The organism is Mycobacterium pinniadriaticum (genome assembly GCF_026242045.1).
Lineage (GTDB): Bacteria > Actinomycetota > Actinomycetes > Mycobacteriales > Mycobacteriaceae > Mycobacterium > Mycobacterium pinniadriaticum.
The window spans coordinates 25,618-50,617 of the sequence record NZ_JAPJDO010000021.1; the positions used below are offsets into that span (position 1 = coordinate 25,618).

The 25,000-nt window shown below is 67.0% G+C and carries 21 protein-coding genes and 1 pseudogene; 17 read left to right on the top strand and 5 right to left on the bottom strand.

Annotation, left to right across the window (positions count from 1 at the left end):
• Nucleotides 1-615 precede the first annotated feature (615 nt).
• The 3 genes from ORI27_RS20885 to nhaA are packed head-to-tail and all read left to right on the top strand — an operon-like array spanning nucleotide 616 to nucleotide 4,192.
• Nucleotides 616-1,260, top strand: a complete 645-nt coding sequence (locus ORI27_RS20885; protein WP_265998984.1) for a TrmH family RNA methyltransferase — start codon at nucleotides 616-618, stop codon at nucleotides 1,258-1,260.
• Nucleotides 1,261-1,274: 14 nt separating this feature from the next.
• The gene (locus ORI27_RS20890) at nucleotides 1,275-2,375 is read left to right on the top strand and encodes a glycoside hydrolase family 76 protein (RefSeq protein ID WP_265998983.1); all 1,101 of its coding nucleotides are present in this window, start codon (nucleotides 1,275-1,277) and stop codon (nucleotides 2,373-2,375) included.
• On the top strand, nucleotides 2,372-4,192 hold the full coding sequence (gene nhaA, locus ORI27_RS20895) for a Na+/H+ antiporter NhaA (RefSeq protein ID WP_265998982.1): 1,821 nt from the start codon (nucleotides 2,372-2,374) through the stop codon (nucleotides 4,190-4,192). The genes ORI27_RS20890 and nhaA overlap by 4 nt, the downstream gene beginning before the upstream one ends.
• A gap of 1 nt (nucleotide 4,193) precedes the next feature.
• Here the strand turns inward: nhaA and ORI27_RS20900 are convergent, their stop codons facing one another.
• Both ORI27_RS20900 and ORI27_RS20905 read right to left on the bottom strand, forming a co-directional pair.
• Nucleotides 4,194-6,308 (bottom strand): Rv1355c family protein, encoded by a 2,115-nt coding sequence (locus ORI27_RS20900; protein ID WP_407666383.1) that lies wholly within the window; start codon nucleotides 6,306-6,308, stop codon nucleotides 4,194-4,196.
• Between the two features lie 2 nt (nucleotides 6,309-6,310).
• Entirely contained in the window at nucleotides 6,311-7,705 is a 1,395-nt protein-coding gene (locus ORI27_RS20905) for a cytochrome P450 (RefSeq protein WP_410174325.1), read from the bottom strand.
• 81 nt (nucleotides 7,706-7,786) lie between these two features.
• On the opposite strand from ORI27_RS20905, the gene ORI27_RS20910 reads away from it, so the two are divergent.
• Complete coding sequence (locus ORI27_RS20910) at nucleotides 7,787-8,650, top strand: class I SAM-dependent methyltransferase (protein WP_265998980.1); 864 nt, start codon at nucleotides 7,787-7,789, stop codon at nucleotides 8,648-8,650.
• Between the two features lie 72 nt (nucleotides 8,651-8,722).
• Here the strand turns inward: ORI27_RS20910 and ORI27_RS20915 are convergent, their stop codons facing one another.
• Nucleotides 8,723-9,355: a TetR/AcrR family transcriptional regulator gene (locus tag ORI27_RS20915; protein ID WP_265998979.1), complete on the bottom strand. Its 633-nt coding sequence runs from the start codon at nucleotides 9,353-9,355 to the stop codon at nucleotides 8,723-8,725.
• A gap of 214 nt (nucleotides 9,356-9,569) precedes the next feature.
• On the opposite strand from ORI27_RS20915, the gene ORI27_RS20920 reads away from it, so the two are divergent.
• A complete protein-coding gene (locus ORI27_RS20920) occupies nucleotides 9,570-10,313 on the top strand; it encodes a dienelactone hydrolase family protein (protein WP_265998978.1) in 744 nt (247 codons plus the stop codon).
• Between the two features lie 5 nt (nucleotides 10,314-10,318).
• On the opposite strand, the gene ORI27_RS20925 is transcribed toward ORI27_RS20920, so the two are convergent.
• Nucleotides 10,319-11,218: an SDR family NAD(P)-dependent oxidoreductase gene (locus tag ORI27_RS20925; RefSeq protein ID WP_265998977.1), complete on the bottom strand. Its 900-nt coding sequence runs from the start codon at nucleotides 11,216-11,218 to the stop codon at nucleotides 10,319-10,321.
• A gap of 62 nt (nucleotides 11,219-11,280) precedes the next feature.
• On the opposite strand from ORI27_RS20925, the gene ORI27_RS20930 reads away from it, so the two are divergent.
• The 4 genes from ORI27_RS20930 to ORI27_RS20945 are packed head-to-tail and all read left to right on the top strand — an operon-like array spanning nucleotide 11,281 to nucleotide 14,995.
• Nucleotides 11,281-11,724: a nuclear transport factor 2 family protein gene (locus tag ORI27_RS20930; RefSeq protein WP_265998975.1), complete on the top strand. Its 444-nt coding sequence runs from the start codon at nucleotides 11,281-11,283 to the stop codon at nucleotides 11,722-11,724.
• Nucleotides 11,725-11,752: 28 nt separating this feature from the next.
• A complete protein-coding gene (locus ORI27_RS20935; RefSeq protein WP_323055644.1) occupies nucleotides 11,753-12,904 on the top strand; it encodes a sulfotransferase family protein in 1,152 nt (383 codons plus the stop codon).
• Nucleotides 12,904-14,163 carry a hypothetical protein gene (locus tag ORI27_RS20940; protein ID WP_265999018.1) on the top strand — a complete coding sequence of 420 codons (1,260 nt, stop codon included), beginning with the start codon at nucleotides 12,904-12,906 and terminating at the stop codon, nucleotides 14,161-14,163. Before ORI27_RS20935 ends, ORI27_RS20940 begins: the two co-directional genes overlap by 1 nt.
• A gap of 1 nt (nucleotide 14,164) precedes the next feature.
• A complete protein-coding gene (locus ORI27_RS20945) occupies nucleotides 14,165-14,995 on the top strand; it encodes an oxidoreductase (protein ID WP_265998973.1) in 831 nt (276 codons plus the stop codon).
• A gap of 67 nt (nucleotides 14,996-15,062) precedes the next feature.
• Here the strand turns inward: ORI27_RS20945 and ORI27_RS20950 are convergent, their stop codons facing one another.
• A complete protein-coding gene (locus ORI27_RS20950; RefSeq protein WP_265998972.1) occupies nucleotides 15,063-16,007 on the bottom strand; it encodes a LysR family transcriptional regulator in 945 nt (314 codons plus the stop codon).
• Between the two features lie 23 nt (nucleotides 16,008-16,030).
• Here ORI27_RS20950 and ORI27_RS20955 point away from each other — a divergent pair, with 23 nt between their 5' ends.
• The 8 genes and pseudogenes from ORI27_RS20955 (at nucleotide 16,031) to ORI27_RS20990 (ending at nucleotide 24,823) form a co-directional block, all read left to right on the top strand.
• The gene (locus tag ORI27_RS20955) at nucleotides 16,031-17,203 is read left to right on the top strand and encodes an XdhC family protein (protein WP_265998971.1); all 1,173 of its coding nucleotides are present in this window, start codon (nucleotides 16,031-16,033) and stop codon (nucleotides 17,201-17,203) included.
• Between the two features lie 59 nt (nucleotides 17,204-17,262).
• Nucleotides 17,263-18,153, top strand: a complete 891-nt coding sequence (locus tag ORI27_RS20960; protein WP_265998970.1) for an FAD binding domain-containing protein — start codon at nucleotides 17,263-17,265, stop codon at nucleotides 18,151-18,153.
• Nucleotides 18,153-18,629 (top strand): (2Fe-2S)-binding protein, encoded by a 477-nt coding sequence (locus ORI27_RS20965; RefSeq protein WP_265998969.1) that lies wholly within the window; start codon nucleotides 18,153-18,155, stop codon nucleotides 18,627-18,629. Before ORI27_RS20960 ends, ORI27_RS20965 begins: the two co-directional genes overlap by 1 nt.
• Nucleotides 18,626-21,016, top strand: coding sequence for an aerobic carbon-monoxide dehydrogenase large subunit (locus ORI27_RS20970; RefSeq protein ID WP_265998968.1), 2,391 nt, complete (start codon nucleotides 18,626-18,628; stop codon nucleotides 21,014-21,016). The genes ORI27_RS20965 and ORI27_RS20970 overlap by 4 nt, the downstream gene beginning before the upstream one ends.
• Nucleotides 21,017-21,074: 58 nt before the next feature.
• Nucleotides 21,075-21,917: pseudogene (locus ORI27_RS20975) on the top strand (XdhC family protein); the annotation flags it as partial.
• 170 nt (nucleotides 21,918-22,087) lie between these two features.
• Entirely contained in the window at nucleotides 22,088-22,969 is an 882-nt protein-coding gene (locus ORI27_RS20980; protein ID WP_265998967.1) for an AAA family ATPase, read from the top strand.
• Nucleotides 22,970-22,979: 10 nt separating this feature from the next.
• Nucleotides 22,980-23,633: an SRPBCC family protein gene (locus tag ORI27_RS20985; RefSeq protein ID WP_265998966.1), complete on the top strand. Its 654-nt coding sequence runs from the start codon at nucleotides 22,980-22,982 to the stop codon at nucleotides 23,631-23,633.
• Nucleotides 23,630-24,823: a vWA domain-containing protein gene (locus ORI27_RS20990; protein ID WP_265998965.1), complete on the top strand. Its 1,194-nt coding sequence runs from the start codon at nucleotides 23,630-23,632 to the stop codon at nucleotides 24,821-24,823. Before ORI27_RS20985 ends, ORI27_RS20990 begins: the two co-directional genes overlap by 4 nt.
• Nucleotides 24,824-25,000 lie beyond the last annotated feature (177 nt).

The following is a 25,000-nucleotide window of genomic DNA, read 5'->3' on the forward strand; positions in this document are numbered from 1 at the left end:
GCCGGGGTTGCGCGAGCGTTATTTATTCGAACTTGCAAATATCAGTATCTCGCCGAAAGGCGCCAAGACTCCAGAAGTTGGTTGGAAAAGCCCTGGTTACCGCGGGGTAGCCACCAAAATTTGCGGTGAACGCCGGTCGACGTGGAGCCCTGCGTGAACATTTGTGCGCGCAACATTCCAGGTCAAGGGCGGCGTGGCGGCTAACCGAACGGGAGACCCTACACTCGTCATCGTCTGAGACCGCTTCGTTATTACCGGCGGAATGTGGGCCGGATGGTACGTCCACGGGATGGCCAAGGGGCCAGAAAGGGCGTTGGGTGATCTGTATCGCACCGGCGTTGCCGGCCGCGTCCGGCGTTGCCGGAGAACGGAAATTTGCCCGCCGGACCGGGAGCGCGGCCGCCGGCGCCGACATGATCTTGACTGGTGGCTGCGTGAATGCCCCCAGCAAATATTGCTATTGGGCAACTCGGGCCCGCGTGGGGGAGTCGTTGGCCCTGCTGGGCTGGGATGTGTCGGTTGCTGATTTTCGCGGTGACGGTGATGTTGCCGTCATCGATATCGATGCTGCCCCCGGCGATCCCACGGTTTCACACGCTCGAGTGGGGGTCACCGGTGACTGACGCCGGCCCCACCGAGTGGAGCACCGGCGCCCCCGGCGTCGGCCCGTGGGTGGGAACGCCGCCCGACGACCCTCGCTACGACGAAGAGCTATTGCGCGTCGGCGATGCCCGCAACGTCGTCGACGCGTACCGGTATTGGACGCGGGAGGCGATCATCGCCGACATCGATCGCCGCCGGCACGCCCTACACGTCGCGATCGAGAATTTCGGCAACGACGCCAATATCGGCGCGGTGGTCCGCACCGCGAACGCCTTTGCCGTCGACACCGTTCACATCGTCGGACGCCGGCGCTGGAACCGGCGCGGGGCGATGGTCACCGACCGCTACCAACGGCTGGCCCACCATGACAGCACCGACGAGTTACTGGCCTTCGCCGCCGACACCGGACTGACCGTCGTCGCCGTCGACAACATCGCGGGCGCGGTGCCGCTGGAAACCACCGTTTTGCCGCGGGACTGCCTGATGGTGTTCGGCCAGGAGGGGCCCGGCATCTCCGAGGCGGCCCGGCTCGGCGCGGCCATCACCGTGTCGATCGCACAATTCGGTTCGACCCGCAGCGTCAACGCCGCCGTCGCCGCCGGCATCGCGATGCATGCCTGGATCAGGCAGTGGGCCGACCTATCCCAGGCCTGGTAGGGCAGGATTGGCGCATGGATCAGCTGTGGGCCAACCGCGCCGCCAGCGCCGAAGCGGCGGTGGTGAAGCGACACCTGCGCCCACTGTGGGGTCTGCCCGGAACACAGCTGGGCGCGGTCGGTTGGCCGCCCACTCGCCGTGACCGGCTGTTCGGCACCTGGCACTACTGGTGGCAGGCGCATCTGCTCGACTGCCTGATCGACGCGCAGCTGCGCGATCCGCGACCGGACCGGCTGGGCGGGATCAGAAAACAGATGCGTGGGCACCGGCTGCGCAATATGGGCCGTTGGACCAACAGCTACTACGACGATATGGCCTGGCTTGCACTGGCCCTGGAGCGCGCCGAGAAAGTGACCGGCATCGCCCGAGCGCGCGCCCTGAAGACGCTTTACGACCAGTTCGTCGATGCCTGGGTGCCTGAGGACGGGGGCGGAATCCCTTGGCGCAAACAGGATCAATTCTTCAACGCGCCGGCCAATGGTCCCGCCGGGATATTCCTGACCCGTTGCGGAGTCCGGTTGCGACGGGCCCAGCAGATGGCCGACTGGATCGACGAAACATTGATCGATCCCGAAACCCACCTGGTCTTCGACGGCATCAAGGCCGGTTCGCTGGTGCGCGCGCAATACACCTATTGCCAGGGCGTCGTATTGGGGCTGGAGACCGAGTTGGCTGTGCGCACCAGCGACGACCGGCATCGGGTACGGGTGCGTCGGCTGGTCGCGGCGATCGGAAATCATATGGCGCCCAGCGGAATTCTGAAAGGGGCGGGCGGTGGCGACGGCGGCCTGTTCTCCGGGATCACGGCCCGCTACCTCGCGCTCGCGGCCACCGCCCTTCCCGGCGAGGTCGCCAAGGATACCGCCGCCAGGGACTCCGCCCGCGCGATCGTGCTGGCTTCGGCGGAGGCGGCGTGGGAGAACCGCCAAAGCCTCGACGGTCTGCCGTTGTTCGGACCCTCCTGGGACTGCGCCGCCGAGGTCCCCACCGCGGGCGGCGGGCAAGGGCAGTTCGTCGAGGGTGCGGTGAACTCATCGCAGACGCCCGAGCGTGATCTGTCCGTGCAGCTGTCGGGTTGGATGTTGATGGAGGCTGCACATACGGTGACAGCGTGAGAGGCAGTCGGCTGGGCCGCGACCCGACAGCGAAGCGATTCGGCGAGAACGCGGCCGCAGCACTGCTGCTGACCTTCACCGTCGTAGCTATTCTGTGGGCGAATTCACCCTGGGCGCATACGTATTCCGAATTCTGGGAAACGCCGGTCGGATTGAGCTTCGGCGAACTGCACGGCGAACTGACGCTCAAGGAGCTCGTCAACGACGCGCTGATGGCGTTCTTCTTCTTCATCGTGGGTCTGGAGGTCAAGGCCCAGTTCACCATCGGCGAATTGACCGAGCGCTCCCGGGCGGTAGTGCCGGTCGTCGCCGCGATCGCCGGACTGACTCTGCCCGCGGTGATCTTCCTGCTGTTCAACCCATCCGGCGAGGATGCCAGCGCGTGGGGGGTGGTCATCTCGACCGACACCGCGTTCCTCGTAGGAGCGTTGGCCATCATCGCACCCAAGTACCCGGCGCGACTACGGACCTTCCTGCTCACGCTCGCCGTCGTCGACGACGTGGGGGCGCTGGCCGCCATCGCGCTGTTCTACTCGGACCGGATCCGCGTCGTTGCGCTACTGATCGCCGTCGTGCTGCTGGCCGCCCTGATCGGTGTGCGCCACCTGCCCGCGGCGGCGCGCGGGCTGACCTACTCCGTTCTGGCCGTGGCTCTGTGGCTGGCGCTGTCCGCCGGCGGTGTGCACCCCACGCTCGCCGGGGTGGCGGTGGCGCTGGTGATCCCGGTGTTCACTCCCGAACGTCAGCGGGTGGAGGCGGCGGTCGAGGTCATCCGGGCGTTTCGCCAATCACCGAACTCGCAGTACGCCCGTGCCGCCACCCGCAGCCTGCGCGATTCGATCTCGATCAACGAGCGGTTGGTGACCGGGTTCGGGCCGTACGTGTCCTTCGGCGTATTGCCGTTGTTCGCCCTGGCCAACGCCGGGGTGCGGCTGGATGCCGACACCGTGATGGCGGCGATCCGTTCGCCGCTGACCTGGGGTGTGGTGGCCGGCCTGGTGGTCGGCAAGCTGGTCGGCATCACCGGGGCTACCTGGATTGTGCGGCGCATCGGGCTCGGCCGGCTCTCGCCGGGGCTGACCTTGCGGCGGGTCGCCGGCGGCGCGGCGCTGTCGGGGATCGGCTTCACGATCTCCCTGTTCATCGTGGACTTGGCCATCAAAGATCCGCGTTCGGCCGATCTGGCACGCGTCGGTGTGCTGGCGGCGTCGCTGATCGCGTTCGCATCGGGGTGGGCGATCTTCCGGCTCACCGACTGGTTCAGCCCGCCGGTGGCGGTCGGACATCGGCTGGTTCGAGACGTCGACCCCGATCGCGACCACCTGCGCGGGCCGGTCGACGCGCCGCTCACCCTGGTCGAATACGGTGACTTCGAATGCCCGTTCTGTAGCCGTGCCACCGGATCGATCGACGAGGTCCGCGCGCACTTCGGCGACCAATTGCGTTATGTGTGGCGTCATCTGCCCCTGGAGCGGGTGCATCCGCGGGCGTTGGACGCTGCCCGCGCCAGTGAGGCGGCCGCTCTGCAGGGCAAGTTCTTCGACATGGGGACGATCATGTTTCAATTCCAGGATTTCCTGGAATGGCAGCACATCTACCGGTATGCCGATCAAGTCGGCTGTGACATTGCCCGATTCGACGACGACCTGCATTCGCCCCGGGTGCTGCACCGCGTCGACGACGACACGCAGGATGCCGAGCTGATGGATCTCAGTGCCACACCGACATTCTTCGTCAACGGTGTTCGTCACCGCGGGCCGTGGGATTCGGCCAGCCTGATCCGTGCCCTGGAGGCCAGCCGGCCCGGCTCACCCTGAATCAATCGACTCGATGGCCGGGGCGCCGTCGACTGCGGGTCGATGCCGGGCCGGCGTGTGCAAGCCTGAGCACCAGGACGAGCGACTCGTCGGGCTCCATCCCGGCCAGCTGCGCGAACTCCGACTGGAGCTGGACGAGTCGACTGGCGAAAAATGGTGACATCTCGCAGAGTTCATGCCGATGTACGGCATGCAGGAATACCGGCGAGATAGGGTGCACAGCCAATCCGTGTTGCTGGGCGACGATCCAGATCGCTTCGGCCGCGGACCCGCCGCGGGCATAGTCGATGAGTTGATCCCCGCTCGTGGTGACGACCGCCACCGCCGACGTCGCGCGAACGCGCTGGGCGACATCGTCGCCGAGCGCGTCACCCGCATCCCAATTCGCGAGGAGCTCCATCACGTCGGGGCGCCGCAGTATCTCCATCACTGCCAGGTCACCCGGGTCGAGTTCCAATCCGCGGACGTCGATGCCGCTGTCCGCGGGTTGATCTCCGGGCCAGCGCATCTCTGAGATCATTTCCTGATGTAGGCGAGGGGTGAGGAAGCGGAGCCGGTCGGTGGAGGCGAGAATTTCTGCAGCCCTGAAGATGTCATCTCGTTCGGTGAGCAGGTGCAGCCCGGCACCCTCCTGTGCTGCCCAGGCGTGCAGCGCGTCGATTGTCCGGGTGGGTACGGCCTTCGGATTGCCCTGATTACGGTTGGTCTCCCTCCGCAGCATCGGCTGGTATAGGTCGGCGAGGCGCGGGTCTTCACCGTGGGCCAACCGCAACGTCACCTCGAGGAGTGCCGGTCCGTCCGTCGCCCACTCGACCGAACCGAGAACACCCGCCTTGGCCGCGGCGACGCGGGCGTTGAAGGCGGCCGCGCCGACAGCCACCGCACTCCCGCGGAAGGCGACGTCCATCATCGAGGTGTACTGCGGCGCCAATCGAATTCGTACCGCGTCGGCCAGGATGTCGATATCCCACGGCTGAGCGTTTCCGCCCGACGGTGCGCGGACCGCGGCGAGGGCGATGGCGGTCTTCGCATCGCCGGGTTCCCCGCCGCCCGGCGCAGCGGCGTCGGCGGCGTCCACCGGTTCCTCATCGCCGAGCGCCGGCTCGGCGACCTCGTCCAGGGCCTGGCCGATGTCGATGCGGACCTGGCCCGACCGTAGTGGCTCACCCAGACCGATGCGGCGGGCGGCCTCGGCGACCGTGGTGGCGCCGAGAGCGACCTCGCCTGCCAGCTGCGGCCAGGTGGAAAGCGTGTGGCCGACCTCGACCAGTGATGCGGTCAACCGTCCGGACGACCGGCCGGCGTCGAGGTGGCGCAGCATGTACGGAATTCGGTCCTGTTGTGACAGTGCCGACAGCTGCGTGGAGTCCACCCCGCCGAGCACGCCGTGCATGACCGGACGATCCGGCTCCAGGTCGAAGCGCTCCACATCGATCAGGCCGCGGTCGCTGGTGGCCATGAGTACCGGCAGACGCCGCTCTCGGGCCGCCTCGCGGATTCGGACCTTCATGTCCAGTGAATCGCATTCCTCGACCACGATGTCGATGTCGTCGAGGAAATCTTCGAGGGAGTCCGCGCGCACACCCGCTGTCATCACCTCGACGTGCAGGTAGGGATCGAGCTCGGCGATTCGTCGTGCGGTCACCACGGCCTTGTTGATCCCGATGTCGAGGATCGTGGCTGGAACCCGATTGAGATTCGACAGCTCGAGGTGGTCGAAATCGGCGAGCCGCAGTGCGCCGCAGAGTCCTTCGGCGGCGAGGGTGTGCGCGATGACGTGCCCGACGCTGAGCCCGGCGATGCCGATGCGGACGCCGGCGAGGCGCTGCTGTTCGGTGGTCGTGATGAGGTTTCGATTGCGGTCGGTGCGCACCGCCCGGAAGCCGTTCGGCCCCAGGATGGCGACGACTGTGCGCCGCCACGGGTAGTGCGCCCACCTGGTTGGCTCGTCGAGCAGTTCGGCGGCGGGCACCGGGTGAAGTCCCCGCAGATTGTCCAGAAGCGCAGCGCGGTGGTCGATGAACTCGATATGGGGGTCCGAGCGGAGGCGATCCAGTTCGGAATCGCCATCGCTGAGGATGGCTGCGGTGAAGCTCGCTGTTTCATCAATGGCCATGGCTAGCGCTTTCGGATTCGGGCGCGAATCGGCGCGCCGGCGATCATCGTGAAATGCAGGGCAAGCGGGAAATCTGCTTCCAGGGAGTTGATTTCGGCTCGGCGAATGACTGTTGCCAGGGCGAGGGTGACTTCCAGCATGGCGAAGTGGTCACCGATGCACGAGCGAGGCCCACCGCCGAACGGGATGTATTGCCATCGCTCGAGGTTCCTGACGTTGTCCGGATGGAATCGGTCGGGGTTGAAGCGCAGTGGATCATCCCACAGGGCCGGATCGCGTTGCACGGCCATTCTGCCGAGCACCACCATGGTGCCCGCCTCGACCCGGTAGCCACCGACTTCCAGGTCTCGACAAGCCATCCGGGTGCCGGTGGGCGCCGGCGGGCACAATCGCAACGATTCACGCACGACCTGGGTGGTGTACCCGAGGGCCGGCAGATCGTCAGGGGTCAGCGGCCGGTCCGGCAGTGCTGCCAATTCTGTGACGACACGGTCCTGACAAGCGCGGTCGCGCCCGAGGGCCCACAGCGCGTAGGCGAGGGTGGTCGCCGTCGTGTCATGGCCCGCGAAGAGGAAGATGATGATCTCGTCGCAGATTTCACTGTCGGACAGCCGCTTTCCCGTCTCGGGGTCCTCTGCGGCGATGAGTGCATGCACCAGCGGTGCGACTCGCTCCGGGTCGCGACGGCACTCTCGCACGATGTCGCCGGCCAGTCGATGCAGTTTGGCGCTGGCCGCCCGGGCGCGGTGGCGTGCCGGTGTCGGCAACCAGTGCGGGGCGCGCGCCGGGCGGGTTGCTCGCGAGATCGCGTACGACAGCGCGACGCGTAGGGGCTCCGCGACGTCGTCGGCGCGCTCCTCGAGGTCCATGCCGAGCACTGAGCGGCCGAGTGCGCGCAATGTGAGTGCCCGCGATTCGGCGTCGAGGTCCACCTCACCGCCATCGGTCCAGGCGGTGCACACCGATTCGGCAGCCGCAGCCATGTGGCCGCCGAACTCGCGGACCCGTTGTTTGGTGAACACCGGCTGCAGTGTGCGTCGCCGTGGCCGCCACGGTTCGAACGGAAGGTCGGCCAGGTTGGCACCGATGATCCGGCGCATTTCATCGAAGACCGGGCTCGTCTTGTCGACCGAACCGTCCTTGATGCTGAGGACGTCGCGCAGTGCGCCCGGTGACGTGACGAGCACCATCGGCGGCATCAGCCAGCGCGGGCCCACGGTGAAACGGGTGACGGGTCCTCCGGCGTCGCGCAGTCGCTCTGTGCCGGTGCTGAACTCCTTGACGGCCTTCAATCGCTCGCGGAATGGCATCGGATTCGCCGGTGCCAGCGGCAACGATTGGAGACCACCGCTGGGAGGGGTCTGTGACACTTGAACCTCTCTAGGTCCCCCGGCCATTTCATTGAGGACCGCAGTGTACCGAGTGGTGCCGGGTTTAATGATGGGGCGCGAGTGGGTGCGAGCAGAAGGGTGTCGGGTATGGGGATTCGACCGCTCTGGCGGGTGCCGGGCATCGTCGTGCGAGAACGACGGCATTCGCCCGGGCGTGAACGCATCCCCGAACCGATGGTGATGGACGACGCCGAATCCGTGGCGTACTTCCACGCCGGCGGCGGGTCGAACCCGGGGATGCGGGCGGTGTATGACCTGTGCGCCCGCGCGATCGATGCCTTGCTGCCGCCAGGCGGGCGCCTCCTTGATCTCGGCATCGGCTCCGGACGGGCATTGAGCGCGGTCCTGCAGCGGCGCCCCGACGTGCATGCGACCGGCGTCGACCTGGCACCCAACATGCTGGCCGCAGCCCGGGAGCTGTTCGCTTCCGAGGGTCTCGACGGACGCGTCGAACTGGTGCAGGCGGATATCACCGCGCTGCCGCAGGCACTGGCCGCGGGGACCTGGGACGCCGTCTCGTGCATGTGGACCCTGCATCAGCTACCGGACGTCGAGGTGCTGGGCGCCGCGTTGCGGCAGATCGCGGCCGTCCAACGCGCCAGCGGAGCTGCCTTGTGGATCTCCGATTTCGCGCGACTGAAGGACCCGTCCGCGTGTCCGGCCATGCTGCAGTGTGTGGATCCGGATTCGCCGATGGGATTGCGCCAGGACGCGATTGCCAGCGAGGCCGCCGCATTCACCCGCGACGAACTGTCCGCGCAGCTGGCGGCGGCGGGGCTCGGGGGATTGAGCTCAGGCCATTCGACGCCGCTGCCCTACCTGCAGGCCTACTGGATGTTCGGGGCGCAGGGCAAACCTGCACCCGTCGGTCAGCGCCATGCCCGGCTACACGGCCAGACCCGCCGGGAGGCGGCGTTGTTGCGCTGGGGATTCACCGCCAAACCGTTCTGAATCGTCTCGGCGAGATCTCGAGATCCACGGAAGTCCCTTTGCTGCAGCGCTTGCCGACGCAGTTCGTGCCGATCAGAGTTCGCGAAATTGTCCTTTTCGCAACGCCTTGGTCACCGAGTCATCCCAACGTTCCAGCTGGGTAGCGGTGAAGAACGGCTCGCCGAGGTGGCGTTCGATGTGCGGGCGAAGGATGAATGCGCCAACGCGCAAGATCAGCGGATTCAAGACGGCCCATAACGGATCAAGGTCCTCCCGTAGCGAGCCCTGTTCACGGAAGTGATCTCGTTGGGCCGTGCTGATACCCACCAATCCGTCAAACACCACCGAGCCGATCTCGCCGCCCTCGCACAATGCGCGCGCAAGATAGTTGATGACAAGAGGATGATCGGTGGTTAACTTGGTCATCCGTTTTCCGGCCTCTTCCAAAGCCTCCGCGGGTGCATCAGGCATCGCCGCGGCCCCGAGAGCCTCGCTGATGACCCGTAACACGTGGTGGTCGACGGTGTTGACCAGAGCGGCCTTGGTCTTGAAGTAGTGCTGCACCAATCCGAGTGACACGCCGGCGGCATCGGCGACCATCCGCATCGAGGTGGCGGCAACGCCCTGGCTCGCGAAGCTCCTTAGCGCGGCATCTCGGATCCGTTCCTCACTGGACGGCGCCGGTGACGCGGGCGGGGTATACGGGAAGAGTGGTCCGAGCTCCATTTGTTGTCAGTGTAGGCATCCCGGATGCTGGTACACGACGACGCGTATTACGATGTATTCGTATTGTCAAGCAATACATATAACTTGTCGGGGTTCGGGCTGGTATTCGACCGTTCAACCGGGCGCCTGCCATGCGCTGTCCAGATCTTGAAGGAGCTAACGCATGACGGCAATACGGCCCGCCCGGCGGGGATGAATCAACGGTGATTCTTCGATGAGTGACGTCACGATTCCGGCCGTGGATGGCAGCCTCCGCGGCTACCTCGCCATCCCCGACGGAGATGGGCCGTGGCCTGGCGTCGTGGTCGTGCACGACGTGCTCGGAATGACAGCCGACTTGAAGCGGATCACCGACCGCTTTGCCGCCAGCGGTTACCTGGCGATCGCTCCGTCGCTCTATGACGGCCCCAGGCCCAAAATCAAATGCGTCGTTGGTACCGTCCGCGCGCACTTCACAGGTCGCGGCCTCTCCTACGACAATCTCCTGGCCGCCCGCGAATACCTGATCTCCGACAGTCGATGTACGGGCCGAGTTGGTTTGGCAGGCTTCTGCATGGGTGCGGGTTTCTGTCTGCAATTGGCCCCTGGCGGGCTATTTGACGCGACGGCGCCCAGCTATGCAATCCTTCCCAAGGACGCCGACAAACTCGAACAATCATGTCCGGTCGTAGGGAGTTTCGGCGCCAAAGACCCCATCGTTGCCCGCGACACTGCCGACAAGCTTGAGGCAGTCCTCACCCGCGGCGATGTACCGCACGATATTAAGAAGTACCCCCGTGCCGGCCACAGTTTCATGAATGAACATCCGCTGCCCGCACCAATTCGGTTGGTGGCCGGCATAGCGGGCATCGCGTACTCCGCGCCGGAAGCAGAAGATGCATGGCAACGCATCCTCGCCTTCTTTGCGGAGCATCTCGCGGCAACCGGCAAAGATCTCGACTCCCTGGACCGCATCTGACCGGTCTATACGGGAAGCGTTGTGCCGGTTTCCTGTTCAGCGAACTGGACGACCCGGGCAGCGGAGTCGTAATCGCATGCACCGGGGGAGCGGCCGATCAGGGCTGGCTGGCCACGCAGTCCGAGCCGCGAGCTCGCCCCGACATAGCTTCCCGGCGGTATCGGCTCGCTGATGCAGTACAGCGTGGGCACCGCACCCTGGTCGATATCGTTGCCCAGCCGATTGGCCAACCCCTGTGCGATCTTGTGCCCGAGGGACATCAACCGCGAATCGGAGGTGTGCGAGAGGTTGGACGCGACCCAGCCGGGATGGACCAGGTGGGTCACGGCACCGGAGTCAGCGGCACGCAGGCGGCGGTCGAGGTCCAGGCCCCACAACATCATTGCGAGCTTGGAGTGTGTGTAGGCCCCCATCGCGGTCCACTTGGCGTGGCGCAGGTGCATGTCGTCGAGCCGCAGTGTCGCCATCCGGTGGCCGTCGGAGGCGACATTGATGATCTGCGAGCGCACCCGGGCGAACAGCAGATTCGTCAGCGCGAACGGTCCGAGCAGATTGGTGCCCAGCGTCGCTTCGAACCCGTCGACGGTCTCGCGGCGGTGGTCGATCAGGGCACCGGCGTTGTTGATGAGGATGTCGACGTCGCCGTCGAGCCGGTCGGGGAAGGCGCGGACCGAGGCCAGGTCCGCGAGGTCGACTTCGAGCACCTCGGTGGAGCCGCCGATCTCGGCGGCCCGCCGCGCCCCCAGCGAGGTGTTGCGGACGGCCATGATGACGTGCGCGCCGGCGTGGGCGAGGGCCCGCGTCGTCCCGAGACCGACACCGTTGGTCGCGCCCGTCACGACGATCCGTTTACCGGTCAGATTGCCGAGCCGGGTCGGCGCCCACTGCGTCACGTCGGCGAGCATAACGGGCAATTCTGGACAAACAAGACCATCTAAGCATTCACTCTGCCATCATCCCTGTTGATATGAGCGACAGTGCGCGGGCGATCACGAACCTCATCTACACCTACGCCGAGCTACTCGACGCTGGCGACCTCGATGGGGTCGCCGAGTTGTTCCGGCACGGCCGCATCTGCGGGGTGGAGAACGGCCCACCCGAGACGGTCTTCGAGGGGCCTGAGCGGGTTCGTCAGATGTATGAGATGGCAACGCGGATCTACTCCGACGGGACGCCGAAGACCAAGCACAACACCAGCAATGTGCAGCTCTACGTCGACGACGAGGCGGGTACCGCGCGCGGCAAGTCCTACTACTGCGTCACCCAGGCCACGGACACCCTGCCCCTGCAGATCATCGTCACCGGCCACTACCACGACACGTTCCATCGGATCGACGGCCACTGGTGGTTTGACGCGCGCACCATGTTCGTCGACCAGGTCGGCGATGTGAGCCAGCACCTGAAGTTCTGATCCGGTGGCTACCGCAAGCGCTTTCGCGATGTCGGCGATCCTCGCCGACGCGGTCGCCAAGGAAGGTCTGACCGACTGGGGGCCCGGGGATTTCCGCGAGCCGCTGTCGGTGCTGCTCGACGACTATCCGGGGGCCGGACTCAACGCGATCGGCGAGCACATCCTGCGGTCCGGGATCGTGCACAGCCTGCGGGTGCGCCTTCGCGCCGAGGAATGGATCCGCCGCCATCCGGAGATCCTCGACGAGCAGATCGCCGCCCCGATCGTGATCGTGGGAATGATGCGCAGCGGCACCACCCTGCTGCAGCGTCTGCTCGCCGCCGACACCCGGCTGCACTGCGCGCGCGGCTGGGAGGTGGTGGAGGCCGCCCCCAAGCTCGATTACGACTTCGCCGGGACCGACCCCCGCATCGCGATCAGTGCGGCGCGGGAGAGCAAGTCCCGCGAGCTGGCGCCGGAACTGTTCGCCATTCATCCGATGTACGCGCGGGAGGCGGAGGAAGAGATCGTCTTCCTGGCCGACGCGTTCCTGTCTCATGTTCCCGAGTCCGGGGCATACCTACCCAACTACCGATCATGGTTGAACACACAGGATTTCGCGCCGGCATACGACTACCTGCACCGCATGCTGCAATTCCTGCAGTGGCAGAAGCGTCAGCGCGGGGTCACCGCCGGACGTTGGGTGCTGAAATCGCCGGCCCACCTGGGATACCTCGACGCTCTACGCGCCCGATTCCCCGACGTGCACGTCGTACACATGCATCGCGATCCACGCACCACCGTCGCCTCCGGAGCGAGCCTCAACGCGACCCTGCACGCCATGCACGCCGACGAGGTCGACCCGAACCGGGTGGGTGCCCAGTGGCTCGAACGGATGGGCTGGACCAACGACCGAGCCATGGCCGTGCGGGACAGTTGGACCGACGAGTCGGAACGGATCACCGACATCCATTACCAGGACGCCGTCGCCGATCCGATCGGCCAGGTGGGCCGGCTCTACGACGCATTGGGCCTGTCGTTGACAGATGCCACGGTGACCGCGATGACCGACTGGCTGGCGGCGCGCCCGCGTGAGGTTCCGCGACCACCCTATGGCCTGGCCGCCTACGGTCTCACTGATGCCCAAGTAGAAGAACGATTCGTGTTGTACAACAAACGGTTTCGAAAGGACACGCCATGATCGCCGATGATGCGGTGGCCACGCCGTCGCAGCACGAGCAGGAACTGGCCGCGCTCGAGCTCACCGAACACCCGACGGTCAAGCAGGCTTACCGGACCGTCGCGGAAAACTGGTTGAGTCGCGCCAAGGCCTCCGACGCCATGCGTGAACGGTTCGACGACGCGTTCGCCGAGGTGATGTTCTCTGCGGCGGTGTGGTCGTCCAACCAGGACAAGCTGCGCCCCAAGGTCAGCTGCATCACCCGGCTGGCCCACCCGGTTGCCGACCGCCAGATCCCCGGATCACGTTGGGGCATAGACAATCCCGATACCGTCTACCGAGTTATTCCGATCTCGGGCGACGAGCGCTACGAGATACGCGGCCGCGTCGGTCAGCACCGCATGACGGAGAACTACTTCACGCTCTGGGATGCCAACATGGGCACCGTGGCCGTGCTCAACGGGCGGACCATGGACGTCGACGGCGACGGCAGTTACACCATCACGGTGGATTCCGAACCCGCCGGAGGGCGGCCCAACCATGTGCAGACGACGCCGGAGGCACACGAGTTCTACATCCGCGACGTCCTTTTGGATTGGGAGCACGACGATCCCAACCACATCGCGGTGGAGCGGCTGGGTGCGCCGCCGGCCACCGCCGCCCGCACCCTAGACGAGCAAGCCGAGGCCACCGCGGACATGATGGCCTACTTCGCCAACTTCACCGGCAAGCTCAGTCACGGCATCTACAAGATGCCGGCCAACCACTTCAACCTGGCCTGGTCTGCCGACAAAATCGGCGCGATGAAGAATCAGGTGTACGTCATGGGCCGGTTCGATCTCGGCCCCGACGAGACGTTCGTCGTCGACGTCAAGGACGGCGGCGCCGAGTACTTCACCGTGCCGTTGAGCAATATTTGGGGTACCACGCTCGACATCGTGGACCGCACCGGGAGTCTGAACAAGGCGCAGTCGGTACCCAACGCCGACGGCAGCTACACCTATGTGATCTCTCCCGTCGATCCCGGGGTGGCGAACTGGATCGACTCCGCCGGCCTGTCCGAGGGCATCCTGACGCTGCGGATGGCCGAGTTCGACGAGGGCGGACCCCGCCCGGATCTCGGCGCGCACGGCCGGGTGGTGCCGCTGGACAAGCTCGACGCCGAGGTGCCCGACATTCCCCGGATGACCCCGCAGCAGCGGGCCGAACAGCTGGCCGAGCGCCGCCGCGCCTACCTGCGCCGGCTGCCCGAAGGCACCCCGAACGAGAGGACCAACTGAGGTGGGTTGCTGGCTGGTTACCGGATGCTCTACCGGCATCGGGCGCGAGATCGCCCGGGCGGCATTGGAATCCGGGAAGAATGTGGTGGTGACGGCCCGGCGGATCGAGTCGGTGCAGGATCTGGCCGACGAGTTCGGCGACCGTGCCCTTGCCATTGCGCTGGACGTCACCGACAAGGACCTGATCGCCGACGCGGTGGCCGCTGCCGACGCCACGTTCGGCGGGGTGGACGTATTGGTCAACAACGCCGGCAACGGGTACTTGTCGGCCGTCGAGGAAGGTGAGGACGCGAAGGTCCGACTCTTGTTCGATACCAACTACTTCGGTGTCGTCGACACCATCAAAGCGGTGCTGCCCTCGATGCGGGAACGTGGGGCCGGGCACATCATCAACATCTCGTCGATGACGGGACTGGTGGCCAACCCGCCCAACGCGTACTACTCGTCGACCAAATTCGCGCTCGAAGCACTCACCGAGGCGCTTGCCCAGGAGGTCAAACCACTGGGGATCAAGGTGACGGCCATCGAGCCCGGCGCCTTCCGCACCGATTGGGCCAAACGGTCGATGTGGGAATCGTCCACGCCGATCGGCGATTACGACGAAGGCGTCGGCACCCGTAAAGCGTTGATCAAGGATTTCGCCGACCACCTGCCCGGGGATCCCCGCAAGGTCGCCGAGGCAGTGGTGATGGTTGCGGGCCTCGACGAGCCGCCACTGCGCCTGTTGCTCGGCCGCGACGTGCTCAAGGCGGTCCGGGACAAGATCGCCGCCCTGTCGGCGTCGATCGACCAGTGGGAAGCCGTCACCAAGGACGTGAACTTTCCCAGCTGACTATCGCCCAAACCGACGCTTCGCAGCAGAAGCGCGAGTAGATCGCGACATTTCGTCGATCTCGGTGTCAACTCCAGAGCGTCACATGAACTTTGGGACGGAACCTGGTGACACCCACCCCGGTACCCCGGATCATCGCTTGCGTGCAGCGCGGGGTGGTGATGAAGTTCAGCAGTTCGGTGACGGCGGGCTGACGCGCGGTGGCCGGCAACGTCGACCCGCACCATTCACCGGAGAGCTGCAGACCCGGTCCCTTCACGTGGACCAGCCGGCCTGCGGAGAGGTCCTTGCCGACGGCGAAGCCGACCGCCAGTGACACCCCGCCCACCCGCTGGACCTCCTCGAGGGCAGCGGCGTCGCTCTGGAAGATCCGCTGATTCGCCTCGGGAATCGCCAGAGATCTTAGGAGGGAGGCGATTTCGCCGTCCACGCCGCCGGCCGACGGGCCCAGCATCCAGTGCTGCTCACGCAGCAGCGCCGGCGTCGGAGTACCGGTCACCAGCGGACTGCCCGGCGAGGCCACCGTGATGATCTGGTATTTCAGGAATGGCCGCACGGTACTCGCGGCGGCCGCCGGTCCCAGCGCGATGTCGACGGCCCGGGATTCGATCAGGCCGGGGAACCGGCTCGTGGGATGCACGCTCAGCTCGACCGACAGGTCGTCGGCTCGTGACGAGAACAGTTCGATGAGGCCCGGAGCGGCGTGCTCGGCGAAGGCGCTCGATGCGGCGATGCGCAGCAGCCGACGGCCGTGCGCGGCCTCGGTCACCTCGATCGCGGTCTGCTGCTGCAGGCCGAGGATCTCGATGGCCCGGCTGGCCAGCCGGAGTCCGCCCGGAGTGAAGGCCAGCCCCGCCGCGGTCCGGCTGAACAACGGGTCGTCGAGTTCCTTGCGTAGCTGGGCCACGTGCATCGAGATGCCGGCGTCGGAAACGCCCAATTCCTCGGCGGCAGCATGCACGGAGCCCAGCCGCACGACGGCCGAGAAGGCCCGAAGTTGCGCCGGTGTCACGAAATCAGCCTACGTTTGAAGTCGTGCAGGACGTTCTCGCGGAACTGGCGGCGATCTGGCGGACCGGCGACACCGCCGGCCTCGGCACAGTCGTGCGCACCTTTCGATCGGCGCCGCGCCAGCCGGGCGCGGCCATGGTCGTCGCCCCCGACGGCGCGGTCAGCGGCTCGGTGTCGGGCGGATGTGTCGAGGGCGCGGTGTACGAGTCGGCCACCGAGGTCGTGGCCACCGGGGTACCCCGCCTGGAGCGCTACGGAGTCAGCGACGACGACGCCTTCGCCGTCGGCTTGACCTGCGGTGGCATCCTCGACATTTTCGTCGAGCCGGTCTCGCAGCGCAGTTTCCCGCATCTCGACCGGGTCGTCGAGGCGATCGCCACGCACCGGCCGATCGCGGTCGCCACCGTCATCGCCCATCCTGAGCCGGAATGGCTGGGGCGCCGGCTGGTGATCAGCCCCGACAACACCGCGGGGGGCCTCGGATCGGACCGTGCCGATGCGGCGGTCACCGACGACGCCCGCGGTCTGCTGGCCGCCGGTCGCAGCGAGGTTCTGACCTACGGTCCGGACGGGCAGCGCCGCGGTGAGGGCATGGAGGTGTTCGTCGCCAGCCATGCGCCGCGCCCCCGGATGCTGGTGTTCGGGGCCATCGACTTCGCCGCCGCGGTCGCCCAGCAGGGCTCGTTCCTCGGCTACCGGGTCACCGTGTGCGACGCCCGGGCGGTGTTCGCGACCCCGGCGCGGTTCCCGACCGCCGACGAGGTGGTCGTCGAGTGGCCGCATCGCTATCTGGCCGCGCAGGCCGAGGCCGGAGCCCTCGACGCCCGCACGGCCATCTGCGTGCTCACCCACGACGCCAAGTTCGACGTGCCGCTGCTGGAGGTGGCCCTGCGGCTGGAGGTCGGCTACGTCGGTGCGATGGGATCCCGGCGCACCCACGACGACCGGCTGGCCCGGTTGCGTGAGGCGGGGCTCGGCGAGGCTGAGTTGAGCAAACTCGCCAGCCCGATCGGGCTGGACCTGGGGGCGCGAACTCCGGAGGAAACGGCGGTCTCGATCGCCGCCGAGATCGTCGCCCGGCGATGGGGTGGCGGCGGGCGTCCCCTGTCGGCACTCGACGGTCGGATTCACCACGACGACGACGACGGTAGCCCGTCGCTGTCAGGGGAGTTAAGCGATCACTTAAGTCGCTCTTGACGGCCGTGAAACACCAGGCTGACACTGGGGTCCCCTTCGGCGGACGTGAGGTCGGTCACATGCAAGTTCCGGGTCCCTTCGAATATGAACGCGCCACCAGCGTCGATCATGCTGTCGGACTGTTGGACCGCCTGGGCGAGGGCGCGTTCGTCGTCGCCGGCGGTCACAGCCTGCTGCCGATGATGAAACTGCGCATCGCCAACCCCGAATATCTGATCGACATCAACGACCTGGCCGGCGAGCTCGGCTACCTCACCGTCGAACCGACCCTGGCCCGGCTGGGGGCGATGACGCGGCACCGTGACGTGCTCGAGTCCACCCCGTTGATGGAGGTCTGTCCGATCTTCGCCGACGCCGAACGGGTCATCGCCGACCCGGTGGTGCGCAATCGCGGCACCGTCGGCGGGTCGCTGTGCCAGGCCGATCCGGCCGAGGATCTGTCCACCGTCTGCGAGATCCTCGACGCGGTGATCGTGGCCCGCGGACCGTTCGGCCAGCGGGAGATCGGCATCGACGATTTCATCCTCGGGCCCTACGAAACCTCGCTGGCCCACAACGAGATCCTCACCGAGGTGCGGATACCGTTGCGCCACAACACCTCCAGCGCCTATGCCAAGGTCGAGCGCCGGGTGGGGGACTGGGCGGTGACTGCGGCGGGGGCCGCGGTGACGCTCGACGGCGACGAGATCGCCGCCGCCCGGATCGGGTTGACCGCGGTCAACGCCGACGCCGAGGGCCTGGTCACGGTGGGCGAGGCGCTGATCGGGGCGCCACCAACCGAGGAGACGTTCGCGCGGGCCGGCCAGTTGGCCGCCCAGGCCTGCGAGCCCACCACCGATCAGCGTGGCACCGCCGACTACAAGAGGCACCTGGCTTCCGAACTCACCATCGCGACCCTGCGCACCTCGGTGGAGCGGGTCCGGGCCATCCCGGCACTGAGGGGGAATTGATGCACGTCACCATGACCGTCAACGGCGAGCAGGTCGACGCCGAGATCGAACCCCGGATGCTGCTGGTGCACTTCCTGCGCGATCAGCTGCTCCTCACCGGAACCCATTGGGGCTGCGACACATCCAACTGCGGAACCTGTGTGGTCGCCGTCGACGGTGAGCCGGTGAAGTCCTGCACGATGCTGGCCGCGATGGCCTCCGGCCACGATATCCGCACCGTCGAGGGCCTGGCCGACGGTGCCACGCTGGATCCGGTGCAGGAGGGTTTCATGCAGTGCCACGGCCTGCAGTGCGGGTTCTGCACCCCCGGCATGATGATCACCGCGAGAGCCCTGCTGGACCGCAACCCGGACCCGTCCGAGGAGGAGATCCGCGAGGCCATCTCCGGCCAGATCTGCCGCTGCACCGGCTATACGACGATCGTCCGCTCGATCCAATGGGCGGCGGCCCACGCGACTGAGGGGGTGGAGGCGTGACCACCGTTGAACGCCGGCCCGAGGACACCGCTGACAATGACAAGAAGCCGTGCGGCTATGGCCGGATGCTGCGCAAGGAGGACCCGCGCTTCATTCGCGGCCGCGGTAATTACGTCGACGATGTACAGCTGCCCGGCATGCTGCACCTGGCCATCCTGCGCTCGCCCTACGCGCACGCCACGATCAACGGCATCGACATCACAGCAGCCCAGGCTCATCCGAAGGTCAAGGCCGTCGTCACCGGCGCCGACCTGGCCGAGAAGGGGCTGGCGTGGATGCCCACGCTGTCCAACGACGTGCAGGCCGTGCTGGCCACCGACAAGGTGCGCTTCCAGGGGCAGGAGGTGGCGTTCGTCGTCGCCGAGGACCGCTATTCGGCGCGAGATGCCCTGGAGCTCATCGATGTCGATTACGGGCCACTGGATCCCGTCATCGACGTCCGCACCGCGCTGGACCCGTCGGCCCCGGTGATCCGCACCGACCTGGAGGGCAAGGCCGACAACCATTGCTTCGACTGGGAGACCGGTGACGCGGCGGCGACCGATGCCGTCTTCGCCAAGGCGGATGTCGTCGTCAAGCAGGAAATGGTCTATCCCCGAGTGCATCCCGCGCCGATGGAGACCTGCGGCGCGGTGGCTGACCTGGACCCGGTGACCGGCAAGCTGACCCTGTGGTCGACCACTCAGGCCCCGCACGCACACCGCACGCTGTACGCGTTGGTGGCCGGGCTGCCGGAGCACAAGATCCGGATCATCTCGCCCGACATCGGCGGCGGCTTCGGCAACAAGGTGCCGATCTACCCCGGCTATGTCTGCGCGATCGTGGCCTCGCTGGTGCTGGGAAAACCGGTGAAGTGGATGGAGGACCGCAGCGAGAACCTGACCTCCACCGGATTCGCCCGCGACTACATCATGGTCGGCGAGATCGCCGCCACCAGCACGGGCAAGATTCTGGCGATCCGGTCCACCGTGCTGGCCGACCACGGTGCGTTCAATGGCGTTGCCGCGCCGGTGAAATACCCGGCCGGCTTCTTCGGGGTGTTCACCGGTAGCTATGACATCGACGCCGCGTACTGCCACATGACCGCGGTGTACACCAACAAGGCGCCGGGCGGTGTCGCCTACGCCTGCTCGTTCCGCATCACCGAAGCGGTGTACTTCGTCGAGCGACTTGTCGACTGTCTGGCCCACGAACTGAAGCTGGACCCGGCGCAGTTGCGGTTGGCCAACCTGTTGCGGCCGGAACAGTTTCCGTACAAGTCCAAGACCGGCTGGGTATACGACTCAGGTGACTACGAGGCGACCATGCGGTTGGCCATGGACATGATCGGTTACCAGGAGCTGCGCGCCGAGCAGGCCGAGAAGCGTGCCCGCGGCGAGCTGATGGGCATCGGCATGTCCTTCTTCACCGAGGCGGTCGGGGCCGGTCCGCGCAAGGACATGGACATCCTGGGCCTCGGCATGGCCGACGGCTGCGAATTGCGTATCCATCCGACCGGCAAAGCGGTGCTGCGACTTTCGGTGCAAACTCAGGGGCAGGGGCACGAGACGACGTTCGCCCAGATCGTCGCCGAGGAACTCGGCATCCCGCCTGAGGACATCGAGGTGGTGCATGGCGACACCGACCAGACCCCGTTCGGCCTGGGCACCTACGGCAGCCGGTCCACTCCGGTATCCGGTGCGGCGGCGGCGTTGGTGGCGCGCAAGATTCGCGACAAAGCCAAGATCATCGCCTCCGGCATGCTCGAGGCATCGGTGGCCGACCTGGAGTGGGAGAAGGGCTCGTTCCACATCAAGGGCGACCCGTCTGCCGCGGTCACCATTCAGGACATCGCGATGCGTGCACACGGCGCCGGGGATCTGCCCGAGGGTCTCGAGGGTGGTCTGGATGCCGAGGTCTGCTACAACCCGGAGAACCTGACCTATCCCTACGGGGCGTACTTCTGCGTCGTCGACGTCGACCCCGGTACCGCTGTGGTCAAGGTGCGCCGGTTCCTGGCCGTCGACGACTGCGGCACCCGGATCAACCCGATGATCATCGAGGGCCAAGTTCACGGCGGCATCGTCGACGGTATCGGCATGGCCCTGATGGAGATGATCGCCTTCGACCCCGACGGCAACTGCCTGGGCGGATCATTGATGGACTACCTGATCCCCACCGCCGTCGAGGTGCCCCACCTGGAGACCGGGCACACCGTGACCCCCTCACCGCACCACCCGATCGGTGCCAAGGGCATCGGCGAGTCGGCCACCGTCGGCTCACCGCCGGCCGTGGTCAACGCGGTGGTGGATGCGCTGGCGCCGTTCGGAGTTCGGCACGCCGACATGCCGCTGACCCCGTCACGGGTGTGGGAAGCCATGCAGGGTCGCGCCACCCCGCCGATCTAAGCGCGGTGACGATGCACAGCGAGGAACGAGCGATGAGGAGGAGCGCGCCATCGATATAGTGTCCGTCACCGATCGCGCCAAACAGCTTCTGTTCGAACGTAAACCGTTCGTGCACGCGACGGTGGTGCGCGCCCAACCGCCGACGTCGGCGCGGGCCGGTGACGAGGCGATCCTGCTCGCCGACGGCACGATCGAAGGTTTTGTCGGCGGCCAGTGCGCCCAGAATTCGGTACGCAAGGCCGCTCTCGGTGCGCTGCAGGCCGGTGAGAGTGTGTTGTTGCGGGTTCTGCCCGACGGCGACGTCCATTTTCCCGACGCTCCCGGCGCAAGCGTGGTGGTCAACCCGTGTCTGTCCGGCGGGGCGCTGGAAATCTTTCTGACACCTCAATTTCCGGCACCCCTGGTGCGAATCTGCGGCGCCACGCCGATCGCCGAAGACCTGGCCCGGGTATGCGATGTGCTGGGCTATGACGTCCGTCGAGACGGTGACGGTGACATCCCCGAGTCGCTTCGCTCCTGCCCACCGAGTGACATCCCCGAGTCGCTTCGCTCCTGCCCGCCGAGTGACATCCCCGAGTCGCTTCGCTCCTGCCCGCCGAGTGACATCCCCGAGTCGCTTCGCTCCTGCCCGCCGAACGGAGGTTTCGACGGCGTCACCGCGGTGGTGATCGCCACGCACGGCGGAACCGAGCCCGAGACCATTCGAGCGGCTTTGGACGCCGGTGTCGGGTACGTCGGCCTAGTGGCCAGCCGCACCCGCGGACGCTCGGTGCTCGACGGTCTCGACCTCGACGACACCGAGCGGGAGCGGGTGCACACCCCGGTGGGATTGCCGATCGGTGCCAAGACGTCCGCCGAGATCGCGGTGTCGATCGCCGCGGAGGTGATCGCCGGAATCCGCCGGGACGGGCTGCCGGTCGCCCGCCGTCCAGAGGTCCCGACCGTCGCGGTCGATCCGGTATGCGGGATGACGGTCAGCACCGGGCCGGACACACCACATGCGCGGCTCGGGGGCGAGGTCCACTGGTTCTGCTGTGCCGGCTGTAGAAGCAGCTTCCTGGCGGCGCGCGCGTGACGTTCAGCAGCGTCGACGACGTCATCGGGCAGTTCGACGAATGTGGATATCTGCTCGACGTGGGCACCGCGTCGGCGATCTATCTCGCCACGGCCCTGAAGCGACCACTGCTGCTCGAGGGCGAACCGGGTGTGGGTAAGACGACCGCCGCCAAGACCCTTGCCGCGGTGCTGGGTACACCGATGATCCGGCTGCAGTGCTACGAAGGGCTGACCGCGGCTGAGGCGCTCTACGACTGGAACTATCAGCGTCAGCTGCTCGCGATCAAGCTGGCCGAGTCGCGCGGCGCGTCGATCGACGAATCCGACCTCTACAGCGAGACCTATCTGGTGGATCGGCCGATCCTGGCGTGCGTACGGCACCGCGGACCGGCTCCACCGGTGCTGCTGATCGACGAGATAGACCGCGCCGATGACGAATTCGAGGCGCTGTTGCTGGAATTCCTGGGTGAATCGGCGGTGACGGTACCGGAGCTCGGCACCTTCGCCGCTCAGCGGCCACCGGTGACGGTCCTGACCTCCAATCGCAGCCGCGATCTGCACGATGCACTGCGCCGACGCTGCCTGTATCACTGGATCGACTACCCGGCGCCGGCCCGCGCCGCGGCGATCGTGCGGCGCAGTGTGCCCGGCGCGACGGCCCCCTTGATCGAGCACGCCACCCAGTTCGTCGGCCGGGCCAGGGACCTCGATCTGGACAAGCCGCCCGGGGTCGCCGAGACCATCGACTGGGTCGCCGCGCTGGTCACACTGGGGGCCGGTGATCTGGTGGATCCGGCCGCCCTGGCAGGCTTGAGTGCGCTGGCCAAGACCCCCGACGACAGCGCAGCCTTGCGCGACGCGTTCACTGAGTACCGCACCGAACTGGCCACCGGATGAGGGAGAGCCCATGAAGATCGACAACGAGTTCACCGTCAGTGTCCCGATCGCGCAGGCCTGGGAGGTCCTGAGCGATATGGAGCAGGTGGTCCCGTTGATGCCCGGCGCGCAGCTGACCGGCCGGGAGGGTGATGATTTCCTGGGCAAGGTCAAGGTCAAGGTCGGCCCCGTGACCAGCGAGTTCAGCGGCAAGGCGCATTTCGTGGAACGGGACGAGGCGACCCACCGGGCCGTTGTCGACGGGCGGGGCAAGGAGGCCCGCGGCACCGGAAACGCCGCGGCCGTCGTCATCCTGCAGCTGCACGAGGCCGGCGAGCACACCCGTGTCACCGTCGAAACCGACCTGAAGATCGTCGGCAAGCTGGCCCAGTTCGGCAGCAGCATGCTCCAGCAGGTCTCGGAGAAGCTTCTCGGGCAGTTCGTCGACTCACTGGAGGCCAAGCTGGCCGCGGGTGAGGAAGGTGCGGCGGCCCTCGCCCCCGCCGCCGGCGAAGCCGCCCCTGCCGCGGAGACGCCCCGCATCGCGCCGGCCCCAGAACCGGAGCCGATCGACCTGCTTCAGCTGGCCGGCGGGACCGCGGTGACGAAGTACGTCGCCGCGGCCGTTGCCGCTCTGGTGCTGCTGATTCTCATCGTGATCCTGCGCCGGCGACGCACCGAGTGACCGCACCGGCGCTGCTGCGCGGAGTCGACCTGGCCGCCTTTGCGGCCGCGCTGGTCGCCCGCCTGCGCGCCGGTGGGGTGACGGTGGCCGCCAGTGGCCCGGCGGCGTTGGTCGCCGCGATGCGCGAGCTGGCGCCGACGTCGCGTACCCAGCTGTACTGGACCATCCGGCTGTCCCTGGTGAACCGCGTCGAGGACTTGGCGGCATTCGACGCGGTCTTCGATGCGGTGTTCGCCGACGCGGTCCTGCCCATCGACCCGATCACGCTGCGAGCCCACCATGGCCTCGCCGCGAGCCCGGTTCCCGCAACCGGGCATCGGGACGGCAGCGGCCCGCAGGCCGGCGGGTTGCCCTGGGCCACCCGCCCGCCCTCACTGCGCACAACCGATACCGCCGCTGAGGCCACCCTGATACCCGACGTGCTGCCCAGCCGGATCGTGGCGCGTGCCGAGGAACCGTTCGAGGAGTTCGACGACGCCGACCTGCGGGTGATCGGGACATGGCTGGAGCAGGCGGTCGAGGCCTGGCCGACGCGCCGTACCCTGCGCGCCGAATCCAACCGGCACGGCAGGCGCATCGACCTGCGGACCACGATGCGGGCCTGCCGGACGACCGGGTGGGAACCGGTGGTGCTGGCCCGGACCCGACCCCGCCGGCGCCGGCGCCGACTGGTGTTGGTGTGCGATGTCAGCCGGTCGATGCAGCCCTATGCGGCGATCTATCTTCACCTGATGCGGGCCACCGCCCTGCGGCAGGCCGGTTTTCATCCCGAGGTGTTCGCGTTCTCGACCGCACTGACGCGGCTCACCGCGGTGCTGGCCCATCGTTCGCCGGAGACCGCACTGGCCAAGGCCAACGCGAAGGTCACCGACCGTTACGGGGGCACACATCTGGGTAGCTCGATCGCCGAGCTGCTGGCCGCACCGCACGGCGCGGCGTTGCGCGGTGCGGTGGTGATGGTCGCCTCCGACGGGTGGGACAGCGACCCGCCCGAGGTTCTCGAGCGAGCCCTGACCCGGCTGAAACGCCGTGCGGCGCATCTGGTTTGGCTCAATCCGCGGGCGGCGGCGCCGGGATTCCAACCGCTGGCCGGGTCGATGGCGGCCGCGCTTCCGCACTGCGACGTGTTCCTGCCCGCGCACTCACTGGCCGGGCTGCGCGACCTGTTTACCGCGCTGGAGCGGTTGTAGGGGCTCAGTCCACGTTCGACGGGACCGGTTCGCGGGACTCCGGGCGTGGCCTTCGCGGGGTGTCCGGCTGACGGCGAGGGTCCACAGCGAGGGTGAATTCATTGACTAGATACAGCTCTGTATGTATGTTCGGTGCGTGTTGCATCACATCTCGATACGGAAGTGATGCAACGCACG